This window comes from Phyllobacterium pellucidum (assembly GCF_013327855.1).
GTDB classification, from domain to species: domain Bacteria; phylum Pseudomonadota; class Alphaproteobacteria; order Rhizobiales; family Rhizobiaceae; genus Phyllobacterium; species Phyllobacterium pellucidum.
This window is the reverse complement of the sequence record NZ_JABUMX010000002.1, coordinates 204,116-225,949: the sequence shown is the minus strand read 5'-3', so window position 1 is coordinate 225,949 and position 21,834 is coordinate 204,116. Positions and strand designations below refer to the sequence as shown.

The following is a 21,834-nucleotide window of genomic DNA, read 5'->3' as shown; positions in this document are numbered from 1 at the left end:
GAAGGCTTGATATGGCAATAGCTCCCAAAATCACCGTTGTGGAGGACGAGGAAGCCCTGAGCGTCCTCCTCCGGTACAATCTTGAAGCTGAAGGCTATGTTGTCGAGACGATCGCACGTGGCGACGAAGCGGAAATTGCGCTGCGCGAGAACGTTCCGGATCTTCTGATCCTCGACTGGATGCTGCCCGGCCTGTCTGGCATCGAACTCTGCCGCCGCCTGCGGGCGCGGCGCGAGACCGAAATCCTGCCAATCATCATGCTCACCGCCCGCGGCGAGGAGAGCGAACGCGTTCGCGGCCTTTCGACCGGTGCCGACGATTACATGGTCAAGCCGTTTTCGACGCCTGAACTCCTGGCGCGCATCAAGTCCATGCTCCGCCGCGTCAATCCGAGCCTGCTTTCGCACGTGCTGAGCTTCGGCGATCTCAAGCTCGACCGCGAACAGCACCGCGTTTTCCGCAAGGAGCGCGAGCTAAAACTTGGCCCGACGGAGTTTCGGCTGCTCGAATTCCTCATGCAGTCACCCGGACGAGTCTTTTCGCGCGGCCAGTTGCTCGATAATGTCTGGGGTGCGGACATCTATGTCGATGATCGCACAGTTGACGTCCACGTTGGTCGCCTGCGCAAGGCGATCAATATCGGACGTTCCATAGATCCGATCCGCACCGTACGTGGCGCCGGCTATTCGTTCGGCTGATTCTCAATTATTGCGGTTCTAACAAGGGCGTCGCATCAGCGCTAGATGGCTGATGCGACGCCTTTTGGTATTTTGTAGTCCGCCGACAACGCCTTGCTCAAAGTCTCCACAGCCTGGACTTGAAATTCACGCAAATATAGGGTAGGGGGCTATATTATGTCTCACACTACGAAGGAAAAATCAAAACTCCTCGCAAGGATCCGTCGCCTCAAGGGGCAGATGGAGGCCGTCGAGCGTGCGCTCGAAGCGGAAATGCCTTGCGGCGACATTTTGAACCTGGTGGCGTCGGTGCGCGGGGCGGTAAACGGCCTGATGGGTGAACTCATCGAAGATCATATTCGCATGCACGTCGTCGATCCCGGCACCGAGACGGACAGCGAACGCGCCAAGGGCGCCGCGGATCTCATCGACGTTGTAAGGATGTATCTGAAATGAGCCACGATCACGCGATCCATTTGCCTCAAGGCACGCATGCTCATGTGTTTCTGGGTGACGATCACGAGCGCAACGAACGACGCACCTGGTTTGTGATCGCGCTGACCGCGACGATGATGGTTGCGGAGATCGTGGCGGGAACGGTTTTCGGCTCGATGGCGCTTGTCGCCGATGGCTGGCATATGTCGACACATGCTGCCGCGATGTTGATCGCGGCGTTGGCCTATCTCTATGCAAGGAAGAATGCCAGCAATCCGCGTTTCACCTTCGGCACGGGAAAATTCGGCGATCTCGCAGGTTTTGCCAGCGCTGTGATCCTCGCGCTTATTGCACTGCTGATCGGCTGGGAGAGTTTCCTACGCCTTGCCAACCCGATCTCGATCAGTTTTCCGCAGGCGATCTCCGTTGCCGTGCTTGGCCTTGCCGTCAACCTTGTTTGTGCCTGGCTCTTGCGCGACGACCATAGCCATCATCACCACGGTCACCATGGCGATAACCATCATCACCACGGTCACGATCATAATTTGCGTGCCGCCTATCTGCACGTTCTTGCCGATGCGCTGACGTCCGTCCTCGCCATCATCGCCCTTCTCGCGGGCAGCATTTACGGCTGGCTTTGGCTCGATCCGGCCATGGGAATAGTCGGTGCTCTTGTTATCGCCAGATGGTCATGGGGTCTCATCCGCGACGCGGGCGGCGTGTTGCTCGACTATGTCCCTCAGGGTGAAGACCTGCCTGATGAAATACGTGGCGCCATCGAAAAGGAGGGCGACGTGATTACCGACCTGCACGTCTGGCAGCTTGGCCCGGGGCATCACGGTGCCATTGTTTCGCTTTTGAGCGACGATCCGAAAGCGCCGTCGTCCTATCGTGCCAAACTCGCACATATCCATGAGTTGTCGCATGTGACCGTTGAGGTAGAGCCGAAGGCCGCGTAAATATCGATTCTGGTGGGTCACACGCTGAGCTTTGAAGACCCCACGTGCGACGAACGTTCGAATAGCCGGGAGCCCATGTGATGACCGTCACGATTTACCACAACCCGAAATGCGGTACCTCGCGTAATACCCTCGCCATGATCCGCAATGCAGGGATCGAGCCGGTGATCGTGGAATATCTCAAGACGCCGCCGAGCCGGGAAACCCTGAAGGAAATGATCAGCCGGGCTGGTCTTAGCGTGCGCCAGGCCTTGCGCCAAAAAGGTACGCCCTATGCCGAGTTTGGCCTCGACAATGCTTCGTTGGACGACGATGCGCTTCTCGACGCGATGATGGCCAATCCAATCCTCATCGAACGTCCTTTCGTCGTGACCGAAAGAGGCGTGCGGCTCAGCCGCCCTTCAGAAATTGTGCTTGAGATCCTGCCAGATGCGCAGAAGGGCCCGTTTTCCAAGGAGGATGGTGAGGTCGTTATCGACAGCTCGGGCAATCGCGTCCGCTGAGCCTCCATGTTATGGACGAGCAACGCCATCGGCCTGCGAAATTTCGGCGCAGTGGTCGACGCGGCTGGCGCCGCAGGGCTTGGTCGTGGAATCTTGCGGCTCGCCGATCTTGGCCCGCGTGAACTCAGTATCCATCAGGGATTTATCGGCGGCTATCGAGCGGAAAAGCCGCTTTGCAGGCTTTTCGACCCATTCGACCCGTCCGGGGGATGCCGTCGAATAGTGCCATGGCATGGTGATGAAGTGAATATTTTCAGACGAAAGATGCTGGACGGCGAAGGCGAGTTCCCGCATCACGCCGGGACTGAAACCCGGGTCGGTGATGACGGATTTCGTCGCGGCATCCATAAAGCTGAAGAGCCGCACAGGGTTCGCCAATTGCGCTCCGAGCAATTTTTGAGCCATGGCACCAAAGAATTCATGCTGACGATGAATGCGTCCGATATCGGTGCCGTCGCCTATGCTGTAGCGGGCGCGCACGTAGCCTAGCGCTTCTTCGCCATTGAGGGTCTGGCATCCCGCAGCGAGGTCCAGCCCGGCAAGCTTGTCGTGGATTGGTTCGGAAATACAGTATTCGACGCCGCCGATGGCCTCCACAATCCGCCTGAATCCGCTAAAATCAACCTTGATCACGTGATCGATCTTTATGCCCGTCAGGGTTTCGACGGTCTTCCAGGTGCAGCTGATGCCTCCGAACATGAACGATGAGTTGATCATGCCGAGGTGCGCCCGCTGGCCGGGCAGGCCCTCGCGACCGGAACAGGCGGGAAGGGGAACGAGCAGGTCGCGCGGGAAGCTCACGACATTCAACTCGCTGCGATCGGCCGAAAGATGCGCAAGCATGAGGATGTCGCTGCGCTCGCCGGGGTTGGCGACGGAAACGGTTTGCTGGTCCGAACCCACGATCAGGATGTTGAGTGCATCAGGCGATGCCTTGGCCGGGCGGCGATTGCCGAGGTCGGCTTCAGCAACCTCGAAGTGCCGCAGATTGCTCGTGAACTTCCAATACATGCCGCAAATGGCAAGCAGGATTACAAGCATCAGGCAAGTGACGGAAGCGAGCAGCAAATGCAGCCGCCGGCGTCGTTGAGGATCGCCCTCAGGCTTCGGCGCGCTGTTGATCAATCCGTCACTCACAAAATTCTCCAGTAGAACAAGCCAAGGTAATCATTATCCGGGCCAAGCCAACTAACATTTCCGTTTTAACGATGCGCATCGCACAAGCAACAACGCGAATGCCAGAGAATTCGAACAAGACCTTTGCCATGCGCAGAGTGTGCGAACGCCGCAAGGAGATGGCCAAGCCGTTGCGACACACGGCAGAACGACTATGCTAAGGGCGCGAATTGAAGGAAGGCGCTACCGCACTATGACGGACATCAATCAATTTCTCGAAGAAGCGATCGCCCTTGCACTGGACAATGTAAAAAGCGGCGGCCGTCCTTTCGGGGCCGTGGTCGTCAAGGACGGCAAGGTCATCGCGCGCGGCGTCAACCGGATTCAGGCCGACAACGATCCAACAGCACATGCCGAGCTTCTGGCCCTGCGGGCTGCCGGGCTTGCATTGCAATCCCCACGTCTGGACGGCTGCTCGGTCTACGCAAGCGGCCAACCGTGTCCCATGTGCCTTGCAGCGATGCGAATGGCCGGTATTGGCGATATCAAGTTCGCTTATTCCAATGAACAGGCAGAACCGTTCGGCCTCTCTACGGCCGTCATAGCAAAAGAGTTGGCGAAACCAATCGACCAGCAAGCGGGGCTGTCATATGCGCATTCGCCCGTGGGCGATGGTAAACTGTATCAAGTTTGGCAGGACAACCAAAAGCGCTGATATCCGCGTCATCTGCAAGGGCTGCGGGTCTTGTCCTGAGAAGGCGGAATACCCGCAGAGCGACGGTAGCGGGAACCTGGGGCATCACTGAGCGTTTTTCGATGATACACCATCGGAGGACGAGGCCATGACCGCTCGCAGTATGCCAACGAAGGATGACATCGTAGCTCTCGAAAAATCCTATTGGGATGCGATGAAGGCGAAAGACGGCGGCCGCACCGCGGAACTGTCGGCGGATCCGGCACTTGTAACCGGCGCCCAAGGTGTGATGCGCATCGGCAAAAAGAAAATGGGCCAGATGACCGAGGACGGCAACTGGAGCCTGGAATCCTATGAATTCGCAGATGTCGAGGTTTCGACGCCGTCGCCTGATGTCGCGCTTATCGCCTACACGGTCGAGCAGAATGTAACGATGAATGGCAAATCGCAGAAAATGCGGGCCGCAGATAGCTCGGTTTGGATTCGCGGATCAAATGGTTGGGAGTGTCACGCGCACAGCGAGACGTTTCTGAAGTAGCACGAACCTGTTCAGTTGAAAATTTCATCTCCGGCCGTGAAAACGACCGGAGATGAATTTGCTTGTCCAACATTGTCCAGCTGATTGTGCCGGACAATGCGCGCTGCGCTTATCAGCTACAGCCGCTGGTTGCGCCGCATGTGTCGCACTTCAGGCAGGTGCCGTTGCGCACCATCGTGAAGTTCGAGCACTCCGAGCAGTTGTCGCCTGTATAGCCCTGCATCATCGACTTGATGCGCCGGTCCGACATAATTTTCTTTGCTTCGGCCTTGGCTTCCTCGGCGGCAGCTTCTGCATCCTCGTTCTCGAAGAGCGCGGAAGCGGCGCTGGCCTCGGCCTCGCCCTTGGCGCGTTCTTCATAATCGCGCTTGAAGGCCGAGGATTCCTCGCTGACTGCGGCGATGGCCGGTTTGGCAGCGACGGCGACGGCGGAGCGGGCGGCAAGGGTCGTGACATTTGATGACGCAGCTGCCTTCGGAGCGCTTACCGCACCCTGACCCCCTGCATTGCTAAAACCCTTTGGGTCCGCCTTGCCCGGCGAGACCACTTTCAGCGAAGCGCCGCGCGTCAGCCCCTTCGATACCGGTTCCGCCTTGCCTTCGGAAATACCACGCCCGAGCGAAGTGTTCGAGAAGTCGGACTGATCGACATGGGCGAGGTCGTGACGGTCGAGATAGGAAACGGCAAGCTCGCGGAAGACATAATCGAGGATCGATGTTGCGTTCTTGATCGCATCATTGCCCTGAACCATGCCAGCCGGCTCGAACTTGGTGAAAGTGAAGGCTTCCACATATTCCTCGAGCGGCACGCCATATTGCAGGCCGAGCGAGATGGCGATGGCGAAGTTGTTCATCATTGCACGGAAGGCGGCGCCTTCCTTGTGCATGTCGATGAAGATTTCGCCGAGACGGCCATCGTCGAATTCGCCGGTGCGCAGGTAGACCTTGTGGCCGCCGACAACTGCCTTCTGCGTGTAGCCCTTGCGCCGGTTGGGCAGCTTCTCGCGGTCATGGATATATTTCTCGACGATGCGCTCGACGATCTTTTCGGTAACCTGCACGGCGCGTGCCGCGGTTGGTGCCTCGATCAGCGCCTCGACTGCATCGTCCTCATCCTCGTCCTCATCGGCGATAAGCGAGGAATTGAGCGGCTGCGAAAGCTTGGAACCGTCGCGATAGAGTGCGTTTGCCTTGAGCGCCAGCTTCCACGAGAGCATGTAGGCGGACTTGCAATCGTCGACCGTTGCTTCATTCGGCATGTTGATCGTCTTCGAGATCGCGCCGGAAATGAACGGCTGGGCGGCGGCCATCATGCGAATGTGGCTGTCGACCGAGAGGAAACGCTTGCCGACCTTGCCGCAGGGATTGGCGCAATCGAACACCGGATAGTGCTCTTCCTTCAGGAAGGGGGCGCCTTCGAGCGTCATTGCACCGCAGACATGGATATTGGCGGCTTCGATTTCCTTCTTCGAGAAGCCGAGAGCCGGCAGCATCTCAAAGGAAATATCGTTGAGCTGCTCGTCGGTGAAACCGAGAGCGTTCCTGGCAAAATCTTCACCCAGCGTCCACTTGTTGAAGGCGAACTTGATGTCGAAGGCCGACTTCAGCGCAGTGTTCAACGTGGCGATGATCTCGTCGGTAAATCCCTTCGCCCTCAGTGAGCCGGGATTGATGCCGGGCGCCTGGTTGAGATTGCCATGACCAACGGCATAGGCCTCGATCTCGGCAATCTGGCTTTCCGTATAGCCGAGCGTGCGCAGGGCTTCCGGTACGGCGCGGTTGATGATCTTGAAGTAGCCGCCACCGGCAAGCTTCTTGAATTTCACCAGGGCGAAATCGGGCTCGATACCGGTGGTGTCGCAATCCATGACAAGGCCGATCGTGCCGGTCGGTGCGATGACGGTTGCCTGGGCGTTGCGATAGCCATGCTTCTCGCCGAGCGCCAAGGCCTGGTCCCAGGCGGATTTCGCGTGGGCAATCAGGTCCTGGTCAGGGCAGTCGATAGCGATCAGGGCGACCGGGTTTACCGAAAGCGCCTCGTAGCCTTGGGTTTCGCCATGGGCAGCGCGGCGATGGTTGCGAATGACGCGCAGCATGTTGGCGGCATTCGGCGCATAGCCCGGGAAAGTGCCGAGCTCCTTCGCCATTTCGGCTGAGGTCGCATAGGCAACGCCGGTCATGATCGCGGTGAGGGCACCGCCGATGGCGCGACCTTCAGCGCTGTCATAAGGAATGCCGGAGGTCATCAGCAAGCCGCCGATATTGGCATAGCCAAGGCCGAGCGTGCGGTATTCGTAGGAGAGCCGTGCGATTTCCTTTGAAGGGAATTGCGCCATCATCACCGAGATTTCGAGGACGATGGTCCACAGACGGGCTGTATGCTCGTAGCCGACGACGTCGAACTTTCCGTCCTTGCCGCGATAGGTGAGGAGGTTGATCGAGGCGAGATTGCAGGCCGTATCGTCAAGGAACATGTATTCCGAGCACGGATTTGACGCGCGGATCGGCCCTGCCGCAGGGCAGGTATGCCAATCATTCATGGTCGTATTGAAATGCAGGCCCGGATCAGCCGAGGCCCATGCGGCGTAGCCGATCTTTTCCCAGAGGTCGCGGGCTTTCAGCGTCTTCATAACCTTGCCGTCCTTGCGGGCGGTCAGGTTCCAGTTGCCATCACCTTCGACTGCGCGCAGGAACTCATCCTTCAGCGAAACCGAATTGTTGGAGTTCTGGCCGGCAACGGTGAGATAGGCTTCCGAATCCCAATCCGTATCGTAGGTCTTGAAGTCGATGTCCGTGTAACCCTGCCGGGCAAACTGAATGACCCGCTGGATATAGTTTTCCGGAACCTGGTTCTTCTTCGCGGCCTTGATCTCGCGCTTCAACGCCGGATTCTTGGTCGGGTCGTAGCAATCGCCATTGTCGGCCTCGCAATTGACGCAAGCCTTCATGATCGCGGTCAGGTGCTGGCGAACGATCTTCGAGCCGGTTACAAGCGCGGCAACCTTCTGCTCTTCCTTGACCTTCCAGTCGATATATTCCTCGATATCCGGATGATCGACGTCAACGACGACCATCTTAGCGGCGCGGCGCGTCGTGCCGCCCGACTTGATGGCGCCGGCAGCGCGGTCGCCGATTTTCAGGAACGACATCAGGCCGGATGAGCGGCCGCCGCCCGAAAGCTTTTCGCCTTCGCCGCGCAGATAGGAGAAGTTCGAGCCGGTGCCCGAGCCATATTTGAACAGGCGCGCCTCGCGCACCCACAAATCCATGATGCCGCCTTCATTGACGAGATCGTCGGCGACAGACTGGATAAAGCAGGCATGCGGTTGCGGATGCTCGTAGGCGGACTTTGATTTTGTCAGCTTGCCGGTTTCGGGATCGACATAATAATGACCCTGGCCGGGACCATCGATGCCATAGGCCCAATGCAGGCCGGTGTTGAACCATTGCGGGGAATTGGGCGCGACGCGCTGGGTCGCGAGCATGTAGGCAAGTTCGTCACGGAAGGCGAGGGCATCTTCCTCACTGTCGAAGTATTTGCCCTTCCAGCCCCAATAGGTCCAGGTGCCGGCAAGCCGGTCGAAGACCTGGCGTGCGTCCATTTCCGAACCATAGCGCGCATCAGCGGGCAATGCCGCGAGCGCCTCTTCGTCGGCGACCGAACGCCAGAGCCATGACGGAACGTTGTTCTCTTCGACCTTCTTCAGCTTGGCCGGCACGCCGGCCTTGCGGAAATATTTCTGGGCCAGAATATCGGCAGCCACCTGACTGAACTGGGCCGGAACGTCGATATTCTCAAGACGGAACACGACGGATCCATCAGGGTTTTTGATCTCACTCGTCGCTACACGAAATTCGATGTCCGCATAGGCTGACTGATTGTCTTTGGTAAAACGCCGTTCTATCCGCATCTCTCTCGTCCTTGTCTCTATATATAGTGTCCATCGGGCTCTCTGTGAAGAGACGCGCAGCTATGGACACATGTCCGCCCTATCCGGCTCCAGCGGTCTGGAGCCAGCCGAATTTCCTCGACCCGTCATCGGCGCAGTCGCCCGCATGATTTCCGGGCCTGGCGGCCCTTTTTTTGACGCCTGTCGTGTGATTCATCTTTTATGATGTGTTCACACTATCTGGTATTCACTGTACCCTGTAAACACTAAATATAGTGTTAAATTGCCGTTTACCCAAGAAATATCTGCCAGCAGATGCAAAGAAGTTGTCCGTCCGGGCACAGCTTCGCCGACGCCTTGGCACAACAGGCCAAGCTGCGGAAAAACCTGCATAAACTGGTAAGAAGACCGGTAACAGACACGCCGGCCACGCCACCAACGCAACGCCGTCGATCATAAAAAATGACTCGGGCGTGAGCGTCAAGGCATAGTTTTTTACATATTTGTGACCGCAATATCTTGTGTGTCACATATGTGGATAACGGGGAGAACCTTGCGGAAAAAAACGCCTGTGGAAGTCGCGAAAAACGACGACGATCGTCAAGTCAGCGGAATCAGCGAGCTTGAAACTAGTGAAGATCCAGGATTGCAGGATCGAAGCTGGCGATGAGCTCGCGCAATTCCGGCTCGTCGACGCATTCTGCTGCTGCGGCGACGCTCATCCATTCGATGCGGCGCTGGCCGCGCTCCGGCCAGTTCTTTTCCTGCCGGGAAAAATGCATCGGAAAAACGTCGACAATGAAGTCGCCATTCTCGCCGTCGCACATGTCGCTCTTTTTGTAGGTGTAGGTGCCGATGGAGAAGGGCGCGACATCGCCGCGTGCGCCCGCTTCCTCATAGGCTTCGGTGCGTGCGGATTGAGCGAAAGTCTTCCGGACCTGCGGCCAGCCTTTGGGCAACACCCAGCGGCCGGTACCCCGGCTCGTAACCAGCAAGATTTCGGTCTTGCTCTTCTTCGTACGATAGACAAGCGCCGCCACCTGGCGAATTTTGCCGTTTGGCAATTCAATTCGCTTGTCGGTCACGATCTCATCCAGGTAGGTTACGTTCAATGGTCCGCTCGTACTTTAGTCTTACTATTTTCTACTAATGTGGACCGATTCTCCGAATTCACAAGTGTTTCGGCCCAACTACAGGTTGCTTATACGCCACTTGTGACGATTTTTTGAACAGCAGTGCAAAAATCTCACGCTCCACCATTCTAATTGCAGCGCAAACCAATCACACGACCAAGTGATAACTGGAAAGGGATCGCTACACGCGATAATCTGTCGTTCAACGCGATCGGAGGTGCAATGGTTTCCCAACATTCGTCTTTCGAGCACGATTTACCTCATTCGCACACTTCGACCGCGGACACCGGCCGTTCGAGCGTCATTGCCTCGTGTGTTTACGCCAATGGCAAGCGGATTGCGGATATTCCGATCGATGAGGCGGGCAACTGGTCCAAGAAAGACGGACATGTGGTGTGGATCGGGCTGCTCGAGCCTGACGGCGAACTCCTGCACCGGGTACAGAACCAGTTTGGCCTGCATAGCCTTGCGATCGAGGATGCCGAGCACGCACACCAACGGCCGAAGCTCGAGCAATATGGCGATGCCATTTTCGTGGTGGCGCGCACAGCGCAACTCATCGACAACCGGGTGGCTTTCGGCGAGACCCATGTCTTTGTCGGCAAGGGTTATCTCGTCAGCGTCCGTCACGGACCTTCAACGTCCTATACGGCCGTCCGCCAACATTGGGAAACTTCGCCCTATGCCCTGGCCAAGGGCGAGGATTTCATCCTCTACGCCATTCTCGATTTCATCGTGGACAATTACATGCCGGTGCTCGAGTCGATCCATGACGAGGTCGAGTCGATCGAAGATCGCGTCCTGACCAAGCCCATGACCAGCAGCGATCTCGAGCGGCTCTACATGCTTCGGCGCGATCTTTTGCGCCTGCGCAACGCCATTGGTCCGCTGGTCGATGTATGCGGGCGGCTCAGCAATACGGACCTGCCGCAGATACAGACTGCGATGCAGCCCCTGTTTCGCGATGTGACAGACCATGTGCGCACGGTGCAGGAAAAGATCGACGGTTTGCGCGAGGTTCTCGCCTTCGCCTTCGAGGCGAGCTTGCTTGTCGGTCAAAGCCAGGAGACGATTATTTCCAAGCGGCTTGCTGCCTGGGCGGCAATCCTCGCCGTGCCGACTGCAATTGCCGGGATCTACGGCATGAACTTCAAATACATGCCCGAACTCGACTCGCCCAACGGCTATTACTGGATCATGGCGCTGATGCTGTGCGTGTGCCTGATTCTCTTCTGGCGGTTCCGCAAGAGCGGCTGGCTCTAGCGATCAGCCACGGTGTCCCTTGGTTATCGGTTCCTGATATGTCAGGCCCATGTCCCAGGGGAAATATATCCAGGTATCCTGCGAGACTTCCGTAACGAACGTATCGATGAGCGGGCGGCCCTTGGGCTTGGCATAGACAGTGGCGAAATGCGCCTTTGGCATCATCGAGCGGACGATCGCCGCCGTCTTGCCGGTATCGGTGAGGTCGTCGACAACGAGGATGCCTTCGCCCTCGTTTTCGAGGAGCCGCGCATCGACATCCTTCAGCACCTTGAGATCGCCCTGCTCGTCATAATCATGGTAGGAGGCGATGCAGACTGTCTCGATCATCCTTATGCCGAGTTCGCGGCAGATGATCGCTGCTGGCACAAGCCCGCCGCGCGTGATCGCCACCATGGCGCGCCATTCCCGCTGCATCCCGGCAACGCGCCAGGCGAGGGCGCGCGCGTCGCGATGAAACTGGTCCCAGGAGACCGGAAAAGCTTTGTCGGGCAGGGACATGGCGCGCACTCCAATAAGGCTGGATCGATAAAATAGCGGAAATCCGCTCGGAATGCATTTCGCAATAGCGGCAAATGCCGGCCGATGGCAAGCGGCATGCGATGTTGGCCCATCGCGAGTACTCGAAATATGTGTATTGCGGGCGCTAGCGCGACATCAGCGTCAGGCAGGGCATGTCCGCCATGATCGAACTTGTCACGCCGCCAAACACCCATTCCTTCAGGCGCGACTGGCTATAGGCACCCATGACGAACAGCGATGCATTGGTCTCGGCAATGCGGCGACGCAACACCTTGTCGGTGGCCTCGCCATGGGAATCGACGATGTGGGGCGTGACGTTGACGCCGTGGCGCCGCAACGCATCGGAAAGCGGCGTGCCCGGGATTTCGAGGCTGGGATCGAGCGGCTTCTTGGGATCGATCCACAGGATATCGACGGAGTGCGCCTTGAGAAGCAGGGGAAGCGCATCGAACGCGGCGCGCGACGCCTCGCGCTTGCCATTGAAGGCGAGCACCACATGGTCGATCCGTTCCGGGATGCTGACCTTGTAGGGAACGAAGAGCACCGGCCGGCCGCTTTCCATCACAAGCGGATCGGTGACGTCGTTGACGCTGTCGGGATCGTTCGGGTCAGGCTGGCCAGCAATGATTATATCGGCGCGCAATGCACTTTGCGTGACGCCGGCGGAAGGACTGCTGCTTTCCGAGCGCACGATGCGAAATTCATGGCTGATCTTGCCGCGCCCCATTTCGGCATTGAAAAGCTTGGTGATCGCCTCGGAATTTTCCTTGTGCCGCTGCTCATGCGCTTCGAACAGCGTCGTATCGGCAAAGCCGGTAGGATCGGCGTAAACGATCGGCGAAGGGATCGTATAGAGACCAATAATGTGGGTTCGCTCGCTCGACGAAGCAATCAGTCTTGCGGCATCGATCACTCTCTTTGCTTCACGTTCGCTGCGAATGAATGCGATGATCGTGCGAAATGCCATGGTGGTCTCCATCATATCTTGCGCCGCCCGGCGCATCTGACAGTATTATACCCCTTAAACACAAGAATTTCTTTGCGTTTTCCGTAGGCTGGCGTCAATTCGATGTGTCTCAGCGTCCAAGCTGCGACGCCGACAGGCCCTCGACCATATTCCTGACCGCGGTTTCCGCAGCGATGAGTTTTTCCTTATCGCGAGCCCGGATGACGAGTTCAGTCGAGAACCTGTCATTTTCATATTTCGGATAGGACCCGATGATCGTATCGGGATGGGCGGCCTGGATATCGCGCAGGGCAGTGGCGATCGTTCCTTCGCCAAACGGGCAATTCACCGAGCGCGACAGCAACTGCTGGCCGACACGCAAAGTCGGCAAGACGTTATCGAGCATGGCCTGGAAAACCGATGGAACGCCCGCCATCACATAGACATTGCCGATATGAAAGCCTGGGGCCGTTGAAACCGGATTGGCGATATGCTCTGATCCGCGCGGCATGCGGGCCATGCGCTGGCGGCTTTCGGTAAACTCGATGCCGCGCGCCGCATAATTGTCGCCCATGATCTTCATGGCCCTGGCATCATGTTCGCACGGCACATCGAATGCCTTGGCGATGGCATCGGCGGTGATGTCGTCATGCGTTGGACCAATGCCGCCGGAGGTGAAGACGTAGTCATAGCGGGCGCGCAGCGCATTCAGCGCCTCGACGATGCGGTCTTGCTCGTCGGGAACGATGCGCACCTCCTCAAGGTCAATGCCGACCGCTGTCAGGATATCGGCGAGATGGCCGATATTCTTGTCCTTTGTCCGGCCGGAGAGCAATTCATCCCCGATGGCAAGCATGGCAGCGGTCACGACTTCGTTCGACATCAGATTCTCCTATCGGACGGCGACGGTAATTGCAGGCGGGGCCTGCGGCAAGCCATTTCCGATGGGCGTCGTTGCTCTTCCCTTGGAAGGCCGGCGAGGGCAAATCAACGATTGACTGAATCGCCTGAACCGTCGAAAAGCAAAGCGCGCGGACGTGGCGAAACTGGTAGACGCAAGGGACTTAAAATACTTCACGCTTATTGATTTAATTACGGTTTTTCCGCCACCCCTAGGGAAAAAGTCGATCAAAAACGATGGAAAACTAGCTGTTTTGCACACCGTTTTTCCGGTCAAAGATGCGGATAAGACTCGCCTCTTTTTCGACATGCCGGGTGTAGTGTGCGCCCATCCTCTCCGACTTATCCCCAAGCGCATCCGCCACCATCCCCTTGTCGTGTCCTCGCCGGCGAATGTCGGCAGCGTATGTCACCCGAAGGCCGTGCAAGGTGCAGCCTTCCCTGATCAGATTTTCTTCCTTCAAGGCTGACAGATAGGCGCTGACAGCCCCTTGGAGAGCCTTCTCGTCCTTCCATGGCTTTCGATCGCTACTCACGCAAATGAAGGTTGATGGACGCGCGACGGCCTCCAAGTGGGACATCATCTCAGGTGTGCAGGGAAACCACGAATCCATTTGATTGTTCTTGCGCAGGTCGACGGAAAACGCGCGCCCAAACTGGTTATCCCTGATGTATGACGCCCATGTCATAGCTGCGATCGTCTGGCCGCGGAATCCCTGGAAGCGGGCGAGCATAAGGGGGGTGATGAGATAATCGGGCGCAAAAGCGAGGGCGACTGCCACCTCTTCCATTCTCCACTCATGATTGGCGTTCGGATCAGCCTTGTGCAGCTTCTCGACACCAGCGGCGGGATTCGTGGCGATCTTCCCCACCTTGGCCGCTTCCTTGAAGATCGTAGAGAGGTGAGTGACGAGTTTGTCCGCAAACCGGCCCCATTTGGCTTTGGCCGCCTTGTTGCGCAATGTGTAGATGTCAGGCGGAGTCAGGTCTTTGACTGCGAACTCGTAGCCCGGTTCCAGATACTTGAAACTCTTCGTGTAGTCCTCTTTGCTCGCTTCGGACAGTTTGTCCCAGCGTGGGCATTCTTCCTGAAACCATTTGATCAGATCACCAAGAGTGCCCTCAGCATAGACGGGGCGCCGATCGCGTGCCTTTGAGGCATTATAGGCCTGAAGGAAAGCCGGCGTGGCCATGGCTTTGTCAAGTTGGTCCCGTGAGCCCTCGAAGCCCTTTAAAAGGCTGTCACCTGTCGCTCTTAGGGACACGTACCATTTACCCCGAGATTGGCGAACGTTAAGCCCGGTAAGCTTCACTCTTACCACCATTGAACATGTCCCCGAACGACTTGACGGGTGACTTTGACTTGTTTGTATCGAGACTGTCCATCCATTCATCGAGCCGGGCGCGAAGATATCGATCGCCGCGTGTGGATTGCGTGAATGAAAGAGGCTTAACGGGGCAGACCTCCTTGAATGTGTCTACGGATAGGCCGCAATATGCCGCCGCCTGGTGCAGTGGCATGGCAGCGGGCCAATATGGTGCTTGTTGGCTCATGCTGCACCCTTTCGATGGGCCGTCCACGCCTCGTCGTGCCATTTACGAAAGTAGGCGCCGTCATCACGAAACTGCCAGAAGCAGGAAGTGCGTTCGCATTTCTCGGGCAGCATCAGCGTCCAGCACTCTCCGGCGGGAAGAGAAATGATCCGGTGGATGTGGGTGGCTTCGATCCTGAAACTATCACCCGGTGGCCGAGCAATGACGTCGACCAAGCCGCTCTCAGGATCGAACACCTCCTCAACGTACCCGCCATGTAGGATGATTGAGCGGAACGCGAAGGGATGATCATGGGGATCTCCTTGATCCGGCTCGGTGAAGCGATGGAAGACCGCGGGGAAGGGTGTGCCTCCGACATGCCACTTGTCAAATATCGGGCTCATTGTTTCATGGCGAAGTTGAATCCTGGTCATGGGCGGGTTTCCAATTTCTTGATGCGGTCAACAATGTCTTCAAGCGCGCGCTCGACCTTTTCTTCAAACGTCTCTGCCTCTGCTGCATCGAAGCCGACGCAATGGCAGTCAGCGCAGTCGCCATGGATGACGCGGTTCCAACATCCGGGGACAAGGAACCTTCCCCCAGGAACCTTTGGATCGCGTATCCATCGGCAGCGGGTCATGACCCTACGCACCTCACAAAAACAGCCAGCAGGACAAGGCCGACGACAACGAGCGGCCCGGCGATAACAGTGAAGTCGGCGAGCCAGCCTTTAAAACGCTGCCCGTACATCATGGTTCGATCCTTTCGAATAAACGGCGAGGCGGGAGGGATTTGGTGTGAGCCGGCTTGGTCTTAACGACCTTGGCGAACCCGGCGGATTTGACCGAGCCCTTCGGCCGAGTGACGCCGGTATGCTTGGCGCGCACCTTGGCGACCTTGGCCTTCTCCTTAACGTCCAACGCTGTCTTGCCGAGGTGACAATGAGAATGGGCCGGCGCGAGGTTGCTCTCGGCGTTCTTTCCGCCATTGATCAGGGCTACGACGTGGTCGGCTTGCCACGTCTCGCCCGTCTTGATCTGCAGTTTGCAGAGATGGCAGACACCTTTGTCCCTGTCATAGATGCGCTGGCGCACGCGGGGCGGGGCCTTCGTGTCATCCGTCTTGCCGATCCACTCGTCGACTTGGCGGGCCATCACTGCTCACCCCGCGGGCCGGGCAACAATGGCTGCATCGAATTGGTTTCGTAGGCGGTCGCGATGCGCGGGCGCACATGCTCCGAGACGGACAATCCATCGGGCATCTGGATATGGGCGAGGAACGCATCTTCGAACGTCTCAATGCCCCCCTCGACACTTTCCAGCTTGGCTTTGATCGATAGCAACAATGCCCGCCAGCGTGATCGGCAAGCCTGTTCCCATGCTAGCAACTGCTGATCCTTGGTTCGCGCCAAGCCTCGACCAGGCGTGAACCGGAATTGCTTTGCATCCTTGTCAGGCAGGGGCAGCTTGAACACGATGCGCCGGCCTTGCATTTCGAAGGCGATCATGGCCGTCACACCGCTTTCGAACGATGCAAAGCTTGTCGCGCCATACTTGCGAATAATCGACTTGATCTCGCCTTCGGTGCGCTCGACAGATACGGATGTGTCTTTGGAGTAGGCCATCAGAATACGAGATCCTCTTCTGGAGCTTTCTTTCCGGACCATTTGTTGCCGTAGAGAACGGCTTGAAACAGCGCGATGCGATCGTCTTTGTTCTGGAGATTGAGCCGCGTGCACACATGCGTTGCGGCTCGATGGCGAGACGCAAAGTCATAGTTTGCGGTGACGATCAGGTTGATGTCGTCGCGCCGCCAGGACATGAAGTCGTTTCGGGCGGCATCCTGATAATGTTCATTGCCTTCCCATCTGAAACCGAAGTCGACGAGAACCATGACAAGTGAGGAAACTATTGCCTCGCCACTTTGGACCTCGACCAGATAATCTTGGTCGGTGTCTATCGGCGCTGGATCGCACGTAACGCGCGAACCGCACGGCTCAACCGAGAACCCCATGTATCGAAGTCGGTCGAAAAGGTTTTCGATCGTCTCCATCAGCGCACCTCGTCGATGTTCTGCTTGAGGACATCAAAGGTGACAGCGACCACCCATGGGTTTGCTTCCCATGATCCCTTGCCGTTGATCTGATCCCAAAGCCAGTGATACCAGGCGACTGGTGACAGGTACGTCCCGGCCGCGATCTTCACCATTTGGCCACCGCTGACCATCGAGAAACCCGATGATAGTTCCGCGCCTTCTGCGATCGCATCCTCCTCGCTGATGTCCTGCAAGCGCTGGATGCGAACACCCGTGACAAGCAGTGTCAGGCGTGAAGCCCAACGCGGCATATGCATAGCTTGGCGATGCTTGCCGAATGCTGCTGGATCGTCTCGATCGCCAGACCAACGCTCACCTTCTCGGGTAACCGCGAGTCCGAAGCCATCCGCAATATAGAGGATGCCGGCCCCATGGCCGCAGTTAGGTGACCACAGATCGCGAGGTGGCGTGACGTCGAGACTGGCAAACGTGCGCCAATGTTCGCGAACATAAAGCCGGTCGCCAACCGCAAATCGGATGCGCTTCCATCCTGCTTCCGTCGAATAGGCTCCTCGCCCGTTGTTCAAGGGTCGGCCACCGTTCAGCATATTTGGCTGCGGCTTCAGGATCCGCCGCGTCTGCGTCTTCCGGCCGGCGAGCAATGCCTGGACCGTAGGCGCGCTGAAAAGGATTGGTCGGTCAGCCATGGTTCACCTCCGGAAATGCATCGTGGGTGACGCCATCGAGCAATCGACCCGTGAACTTCTTTCCGACTTTCTGCATCGGCCATCCGTCATCGGCGCGGTCGCCCATATCGTTGAGGCGAATGAAGGACCCTTCGTCGGTTGGCCATTCACCATCATTGGCTTGCAATGGTGACCACTCGCCATTTTGCTTGTGGTGGTAGGCGAGCCCATGGGCGAGAGCCTGATCGCGGATCGCTCGGAACCAGTCCGGATGTGTCGGTCGCGCTCTATGGCCCCCCTGATCGGTTTCTCCGCCCGTGATCCACCACCCTACGGCTGGCAATGTCGGCCAACCATCTGCGGTGATCTTGAAACCCTTCTCGAAGGTCTCTCCCTCGGCAAGTCGCTGCGGATGGGAGTCACCGGTCATCCACGGCGACAAATCACCAAGGTCGCCGAGTAGCGGCTCGCAACTCGCGAAAAGGAAGAGTGGACGAAGCCCACCAGCGACAATGAGGGCAGGCAGGTTGCTTTCGAGGCGCTGCCTATCCTCGATCGTGGTGCCGAAAGCGATGTTGGAAGGCATGAAGCCAACAAACTTTACCATCTTGACGATGTTTTGCGGACGCTTGGTGAGAAGCAACCAAACCAGATTCGGCGTTGCCCGGATCAGGTCAAACAGATCGCGGCGCCATTCCGCCGGCACCTGGTTGTCGAAGACATCGGCGAGGGAAGCGCAGAACACGAATGGGCGCGTTCCGTCATGCTCTGCCTGGCGGTTCCATTTGATCGGCTGCTTCCAGTTTGCCGGCGCAGTCCGGACGCGCTCGCCATGCGGGCCCCACTGGACCTTGCCGTAGCGCTTGTCCATCAGAGCTTCGGCATAGCAGCCATCGCATGCCGGTGAGACTTTGGTGCATCCCATCCACGGATTGAAGGTATGGGTCGCCCACGAAATTGCTGTGTTCTCGGCCATCAGATCATCCCCAATTCGAGGATGTCGACTTGAGCGATGCCACAAGCCAATTCGATAGCGTCAGCCGCCTCCATCTCCTTGCGGCATACAGCGCGAAAGTACTTGACGATCGACGCCGCTTTGGCCGCGCCAAGGTCAGTGAACTTCTTGCCTTCGGCCGCAAAGCTGTGTCCGGTCGCGAGAACAACCGTCTCGTCGTCGCCGATCGAGGCTTTCAATCGCCGGATGAAGGCGAGGAGATGGTCCCTATCCTCATCGGTTAAAGATGTAGAGCCCGACAACTCCGCGGTGGGAGGAGACGAGGAATCGCCGGGCTCTGTGGCCGCTTGCGCGGAATGGTCGGAAACGACGCTGTTTGGGGCAGCATCGTTTCCTGCATCGGAGGCATGGGGAGTCTCCGACGGTTCGATATTGGGTTCGTCATCACGGCCGAGGTCGCCAATTTGCTTACGCCACTCGTCCGGATCGACTCCAGTGATGCGATGAATAAGCGCCATCATCTGCTCGACGGCTTCCTGCAATTCAGGATCCGTCAATTCGGTGAGGCTCTTCGGATATTGCATGAAAGCGCCGCTGACCGTCTTCGCCAGGTTGACGATGCCGAGCGCAAGCTTGATCGCCTCGCTGGCCTCGTCGCGCGTCTTCCAAGGCGTGTTGCACTCTTTCACGGCTTTCCCAACGATCGTCCACCACTTGCGCACGAGAACGCGGTCTTTCTCCTCGGTAAAGCGAACCTTCACCCTGGTGCCGCGGCGATAGCTGTCGAGGCGTTCGGCATCGTATGGCGTGGCCGGGATTAACCGGCCTGCCTCGATCACCATGTTGAACGGCGGGGCTTCATGCTTGGTCACGTCAGCCTCCGATCCGCTTCAAGGCACGCTTCTTGATCGCGAGTGCGATCGACTGGTTGGTCTCGTCGCCTTCAAAGCGAGCCATTGGGTCTGCTTCGGTCCAGACCTCCTCGATGCTTGCCTCGTCCTGCGCGACGGCCAGATCCTCCTCGAGGCGCTCGAAGAACGCGGTATCGTCGACTATCTCGCCGTCCTCGATAATCTCGCCGTCCTCGGTGATGTGTCCGTTGAAGTCCCGCTCCTCGACCTTGGTCTCGATCTCGGCATCAACGACTGTGGAGGGCTGCTCCTGCTGTTCAATCGCGCGCGGCGCCGGCGGCTTAGGTGGCGTGCGCTGGGCCGTGGCTGGCGTCACGTCGCGAATGGGCTGGTGGTCTTGAACCTCCTCGGCAATGCCAAGGCCGCGAAGCACATCGGCAAATCCGTCGCGGAGCGCAAAGGCTCGGGCGCGCATGGAAAGCATGCGTTTCGGATACTGCTGCCACGGCCCTGACTTACCCCAGAGCCCAGCCTTTTTCGCATCGTCGACCGAGAACCGGCCCTTGAGCGGGTCTGCCTCGCCCTTGCGCTTGGCCTCGCAGATGGCAACCAACTTGTCGCCTTCGCCCTCGATGCGCTCCTTGATCCATTCACACTTGCCGGATCCTCGCACCAGGCCGATCGCCCCATCACCCCATATCGTTGGGCGGCCATTGACGACGGCGATCGACTGCAGAGCGGCCATCGGTGTCATGCCAACTTCCATTCCATGCATGATGGCGACCATTGCCTTCTCTGGCGTGTCGAGCCCTTTCGGCGCCATCCCGGCCTTGCAGACCGCTGTTGCGATGCGCCATGCACCTTCGAAGTCCTGCGGGACGATCGCTCGAACCTGGCCGCCTGACTGCAGCGAGGGAAGTCTCGGGGATTCGTGTTCGACTAACGCGTTCATTTCATTTTTCCTTCCGTAGCTTTGCGGATTGCCCTTTTGAGCGCGATGTTGAGGGCGGTAACTCCCTCCGTTCCCATAGGGCGACGGTCGTAATCATCATTTCCGAGAGCCGCGTTGTAGCCTCGAGCCCAGCAAGCAAGGTCGGACAACTCGCCTTGCAACTGCTCGGCTTGATTGAGGGTCATTGGAACGGTGACGATGGTTTCAGAGCCATCTTGGAAATCGGGGTCGATGATCATTAGACGACGCGCTCCTGTTCCCTAACTTCCATCCCGTCGAAGGGCATCCCGGCCTTGGCGGCACGCTGGGCTAGGGTGTCGATCACCGTCAGGATATCCTTATGGTTCATGGCGACGAGCGCGGCGGCGGCCTTGGCGTAATCAGTGACGGCGCCGACCTTCTCGACCCGCACCGACACACGAGCACCAGTGCGGCCGGCGCTGGCGTTGCGCGTCTCGGCCTGCTTTTCGGCTTGTTCCGCCTTCTGGAGCGCTTCGACGCGTTGTTCCTCGCTCTCGGCCTCGGCCGCCTGCTGGCGCTGCCTCTCGGCCTCCTCGCGGGCCTTGCGCTGCTGTTCCTCCTGCTTGCGCTTCTCGGAGATCAGAAAGGGCTCAACGTGGCGCTTGAGCTTGTTCGCAAAGTCCTTCGCATCGGCGATCGGATCCCGCCATTTATCGTCAACCTCTCGCGATGCGGCGAGGTGCGGCTCCTTCTCGATGACACGGTGGTTGTCGGCACGCTTGGCAAGATCGGTCATCCGTTTCGCCCAGATGCCGGCCTTGTCGGCTTGCGCCTGCGTCTTCACCTCGCTTTTGAGGAAGGACTCGGCCATTTCCTTTTCGCCGGCGAGTTCAATCTTGATCGCCTCGAACGGATCGGCATCGGCGGAATTGTGGCCGACTGGAGCGGCGGCCTGTTGCGGCTCGTCGTCGAACCCGCCGCCGGCCATCGCCTTTTCATAGGCTTCATGGGTGATCGGGTTGCGGCAGCACCACGTCCAAATCTCATCGGCGGGAACGTCGCGGCCATTGCGATATGCCAGCCAGCCGCCGACCTCCTCATCCCACCAGATGGCAACCGGCTCCCATGGGCCATCCTTCTTGCGAGTGCGGAAATAGCCCTGGTTGGGCTCGGAGTGGATTGGGCCGAACCTGCCCTTCAAAGCTTCCTGCCACCACGCCCAGCGCGTGACGACGACAGCCGAAAGGCCACCGATGGATTGAAACGTGTCTGTCATGTTGATTTCCT

General features: G+C 58.2%; 25 protein-coding genes. 7 read left to right on the top strand and 18 right to left on the bottom strand.

The window, feature by feature from the left end:
* Positions 1–11: 11 nt before the first annotated feature.
* From phoB to arsC, 4 genes are all read left to right on the top strand, one after another.
* Positions 12–698, top strand: a complete 687-nt coding sequence (gene phoB / locus HQ945_RS09105; RefSeq protein WP_027231564.1) for a phosphate regulon transcriptional regulator PhoB — start codon at positions 12–14, stop codon at positions 696–698.
* 156 nt (positions 699–854) lie between these two features.
* Positions 855–1,133: a metal/formaldehyde-sensitive transcriptional repressor gene (locus HQ945_RS09100; protein WP_113280673.1), complete on the top strand. Its 279-nt coding sequence runs from the start codon at positions 855–857 to the stop codon at positions 1,131–1,133.
* On the top strand, positions 1,130–2,071 hold the full coding sequence (gene dmeF, locus HQ945_RS09095; protein WP_091921813.1) for a CDF family Co(II)/Ni(II) efflux transporter DmeF: 942 nt from the start codon (positions 1,130–1,132) through the stop codon (positions 2,069–2,071). Before HQ945_RS09100 ends, dmeF begins: the two co-directional genes overlap by 4 nt.
* Before the next feature lie 80 nt (positions 2,072–2,151).
* Entirely contained in the window at positions 2,152–2,574 is a 423-nt protein-coding gene (gene arsC, locus HQ945_RS09090) for an arsenate reductase (glutaredoxin) (RefSeq protein WP_027231561.1), read from the top strand.
* 9 nt (positions 2,575–2,583) lie between these two features.
* Here arsC and HQ945_RS09085 read toward each other — a convergent pair whose 3' ends face one another.
* Positions 2,584–3,711 carry an LCP family glycopolymer transferase gene (locus HQ945_RS09085; RefSeq protein WP_162737182.1) on the bottom strand — a complete coding sequence of 376 codons (1,128 nt, stop codon included), beginning with the start codon at positions 3,709–3,711 and terminating at the stop codon, positions 2,584–2,586.
* Positions 3,712–3,943: 232 nt separating this feature from the next.
* Here HQ945_RS09085 and HQ945_RS09080 point away from each other — a divergent pair, with 232 nt between their 5' ends.
* The gene (locus HQ945_RS09080; RefSeq protein ID WP_036814326.1) at positions 3,944–4,405 is read left to right on the top strand and encodes a nucleoside deaminase; all 462 of its coding nucleotides are present in this window, start codon (positions 3,944–3,946) and stop codon (positions 4,403–4,405) included.
* Between the two features lie 127 nt (positions 4,406–4,532).
* Positions 4,533–4,922 carry a nuclear transport factor 2 family protein gene (locus HQ945_RS09075; protein WP_081815864.1) on the top strand — a complete coding sequence of 130 codons (390 nt, stop codon included), beginning with the start codon at positions 4,533–4,535 and terminating at the stop codon, positions 4,920–4,922.
* 112 nt (positions 4,923–5,034) lie between these two features.
* On the opposite strand, the gene HQ945_RS09070 is transcribed toward HQ945_RS09075, so the two are convergent.
* A complete protein-coding gene (locus HQ945_RS09070) occupies positions 5,035–8,832 on the bottom strand; it encodes a vitamin B12-dependent ribonucleotide reductase (protein ID WP_113280675.1) in 3,798 nt (1,265 codons plus the stop codon).
* A gap of 608 nt (positions 8,833–9,440) precedes the next feature.
* Positions 9,441–9,923: an NUDIX hydrolase gene (locus tag HQ945_RS09065; RefSeq protein ID WP_027231558.1), complete on the bottom strand. Its 483-nt coding sequence runs from the start codon at positions 9,921–9,923 to the stop codon at positions 9,441–9,443.
* 243 nt (positions 9,924–10,166) lie between these two features.
* Between HQ945_RS09065 and corA the strand changes: the two genes are divergently transcribed.
* On the top strand, positions 10,167–11,207 hold the full coding sequence (corA, locus tag HQ945_RS09060) for a magnesium/cobalt transporter CorA (protein WP_027231557.1): 1,041 nt from the start codon (positions 10,167–10,169) through the stop codon (positions 11,205–11,207).
* Between the two features lie 3 nt (positions 11,208–11,210).
* Here the strand turns inward: corA and gpt are convergent, their stop codons facing one another.
* The 15 genes from gpt to HQ945_RS08985 form a co-directional block, all read right to left on the bottom strand.
* On the bottom strand, positions 11,211–11,708 hold the full coding sequence (gpt, locus tag HQ945_RS09055) for a xanthine phosphoribosyltransferase (protein ID WP_027231556.1): 498 nt from the start codon (positions 11,706–11,708) through the stop codon (positions 11,211–11,213).
* A 145-nt stretch (positions 11,709–11,853) separates the two neighbouring features.
* On the bottom strand, positions 11,854–12,696 hold the full coding sequence (locus HQ945_RS09050; protein WP_027231555.1) for a universal stress protein: 843 nt from the start codon (positions 12,694–12,696) through the stop codon (positions 11,854–11,856).
* Between the two features lie 109 nt (positions 12,697–12,805).
* On the bottom strand, positions 12,806–13,558 hold the full coding sequence (locus tag HQ945_RS09045; protein WP_091945753.1) for a competence/damage-inducible protein A: 753 nt from the start codon (positions 13,556–13,558) through the stop codon (positions 12,806–12,808).
* Between the two features lie 262 nt (positions 13,559–13,820).
* Entirely contained in the window at positions 13,821–14,768 is a 948-nt protein-coding gene (locus HQ945_RS09040; protein ID WP_246272628.1) for a tyrosine-type recombinase/integrase, read from the bottom strand.
* A 357-nt stretch (positions 14,769–15,125) separates the two neighbouring features.
* A complete protein-coding gene (locus HQ945_RS09035) occupies positions 15,126–15,542 on the bottom strand; it encodes a hypothetical protein (RefSeq protein ID WP_174208022.1) in 417 nt (138 codons plus the stop codon).
* On the bottom strand, positions 15,539–15,748 hold the full coding sequence (locus HQ945_RS23125) for a hypothetical protein (RefSeq protein ID WP_174208021.1): 210 nt from the start codon (positions 15,746–15,748) through the stop codon (positions 15,539–15,541). The genes HQ945_RS09035 and HQ945_RS23125 overlap by 4 nt, the downstream gene beginning before the upstream one ends.
* 109 nt (positions 15,749–15,857) lie before the next feature.
* Entirely contained in the window at positions 15,858–16,262 is a 405-nt protein-coding gene (locus tag HQ945_RS09025; protein ID WP_174208020.1) for an HNH endonuclease, read from the bottom strand.
* Positions 16,262–16,732, bottom strand: a complete 471-nt coding sequence (locus HQ945_RS09020; RefSeq protein ID WP_174208019.1) for a hypothetical protein — start codon at positions 16,730–16,732, stop codon at positions 16,262–16,264. Before HQ945_RS09020 ends, HQ945_RS09025 begins: the two co-directional genes overlap by 1 nt.
* On the bottom strand, positions 16,732–17,160 hold the full coding sequence (locus HQ945_RS09015) for a hypothetical protein (RefSeq protein ID WP_207719708.1): 429 nt from the start codon (positions 17,158–17,160) through the stop codon (positions 16,732–16,734). Before HQ945_RS09015 ends, HQ945_RS09020 begins: the two co-directional genes overlap by 1 nt.
* Positions 17,160–17,849, bottom strand: a complete 690-nt coding sequence (locus tag HQ945_RS09010) for a hypothetical protein (RefSeq protein WP_174208018.1) — start codon at positions 17,847–17,849, stop codon at positions 17,160–17,162. Before HQ945_RS09010 ends, HQ945_RS09015 begins: the two co-directional genes overlap by 1 nt.
* Entirely contained in the window at positions 17,842–18,804 is a 963-nt protein-coding gene (locus tag HQ945_RS09005) for a DUF5131 family protein (protein WP_174208017.1), read from the bottom strand. The genes HQ945_RS09010 and HQ945_RS09005 overlap by 8 nt, the downstream gene beginning before the upstream one ends.
* A complete protein-coding gene (locus tag HQ945_RS09000) occupies positions 18,804–19,655 on the bottom strand; it encodes a hypothetical protein (protein WP_174208016.1) in 852 nt (283 codons plus the stop codon). Before HQ945_RS09000 ends, HQ945_RS09005 begins: the two co-directional genes overlap by 1 nt.
* Position 19,656: 1 nt before the next feature.
* Positions 19,657–20,586 carry a recombinase family protein gene (locus HQ945_RS08995; protein WP_174208015.1) on the bottom strand — a complete coding sequence of 310 codons (930 nt, stop codon included), beginning with the start codon at positions 20,584–20,586 and terminating at the stop codon, positions 19,657–19,659.
* The gene (locus HQ945_RS08990) at positions 20,583–20,825 is read right to left on the bottom strand and encodes a hypothetical protein (protein WP_174208014.1); all 243 of its coding nucleotides are present in this window, start codon (positions 20,823–20,825) and stop codon (positions 20,583–20,585) included. The genes HQ945_RS08995 and HQ945_RS08990 overlap by 4 nt, the downstream gene beginning before the upstream one ends.
* Positions 20,825–21,823, bottom strand: coding sequence for a hypothetical protein (locus tag HQ945_RS08985; protein ID WP_174208013.1), 999 nt, complete (start codon positions 21,821–21,823; stop codon positions 20,825–20,827). The genes HQ945_RS08990 and HQ945_RS08985 overlap by 1 nt, the downstream gene beginning before the upstream one ends.
* Positions 21,824–21,834: the final 11 nt, after the last annotated feature.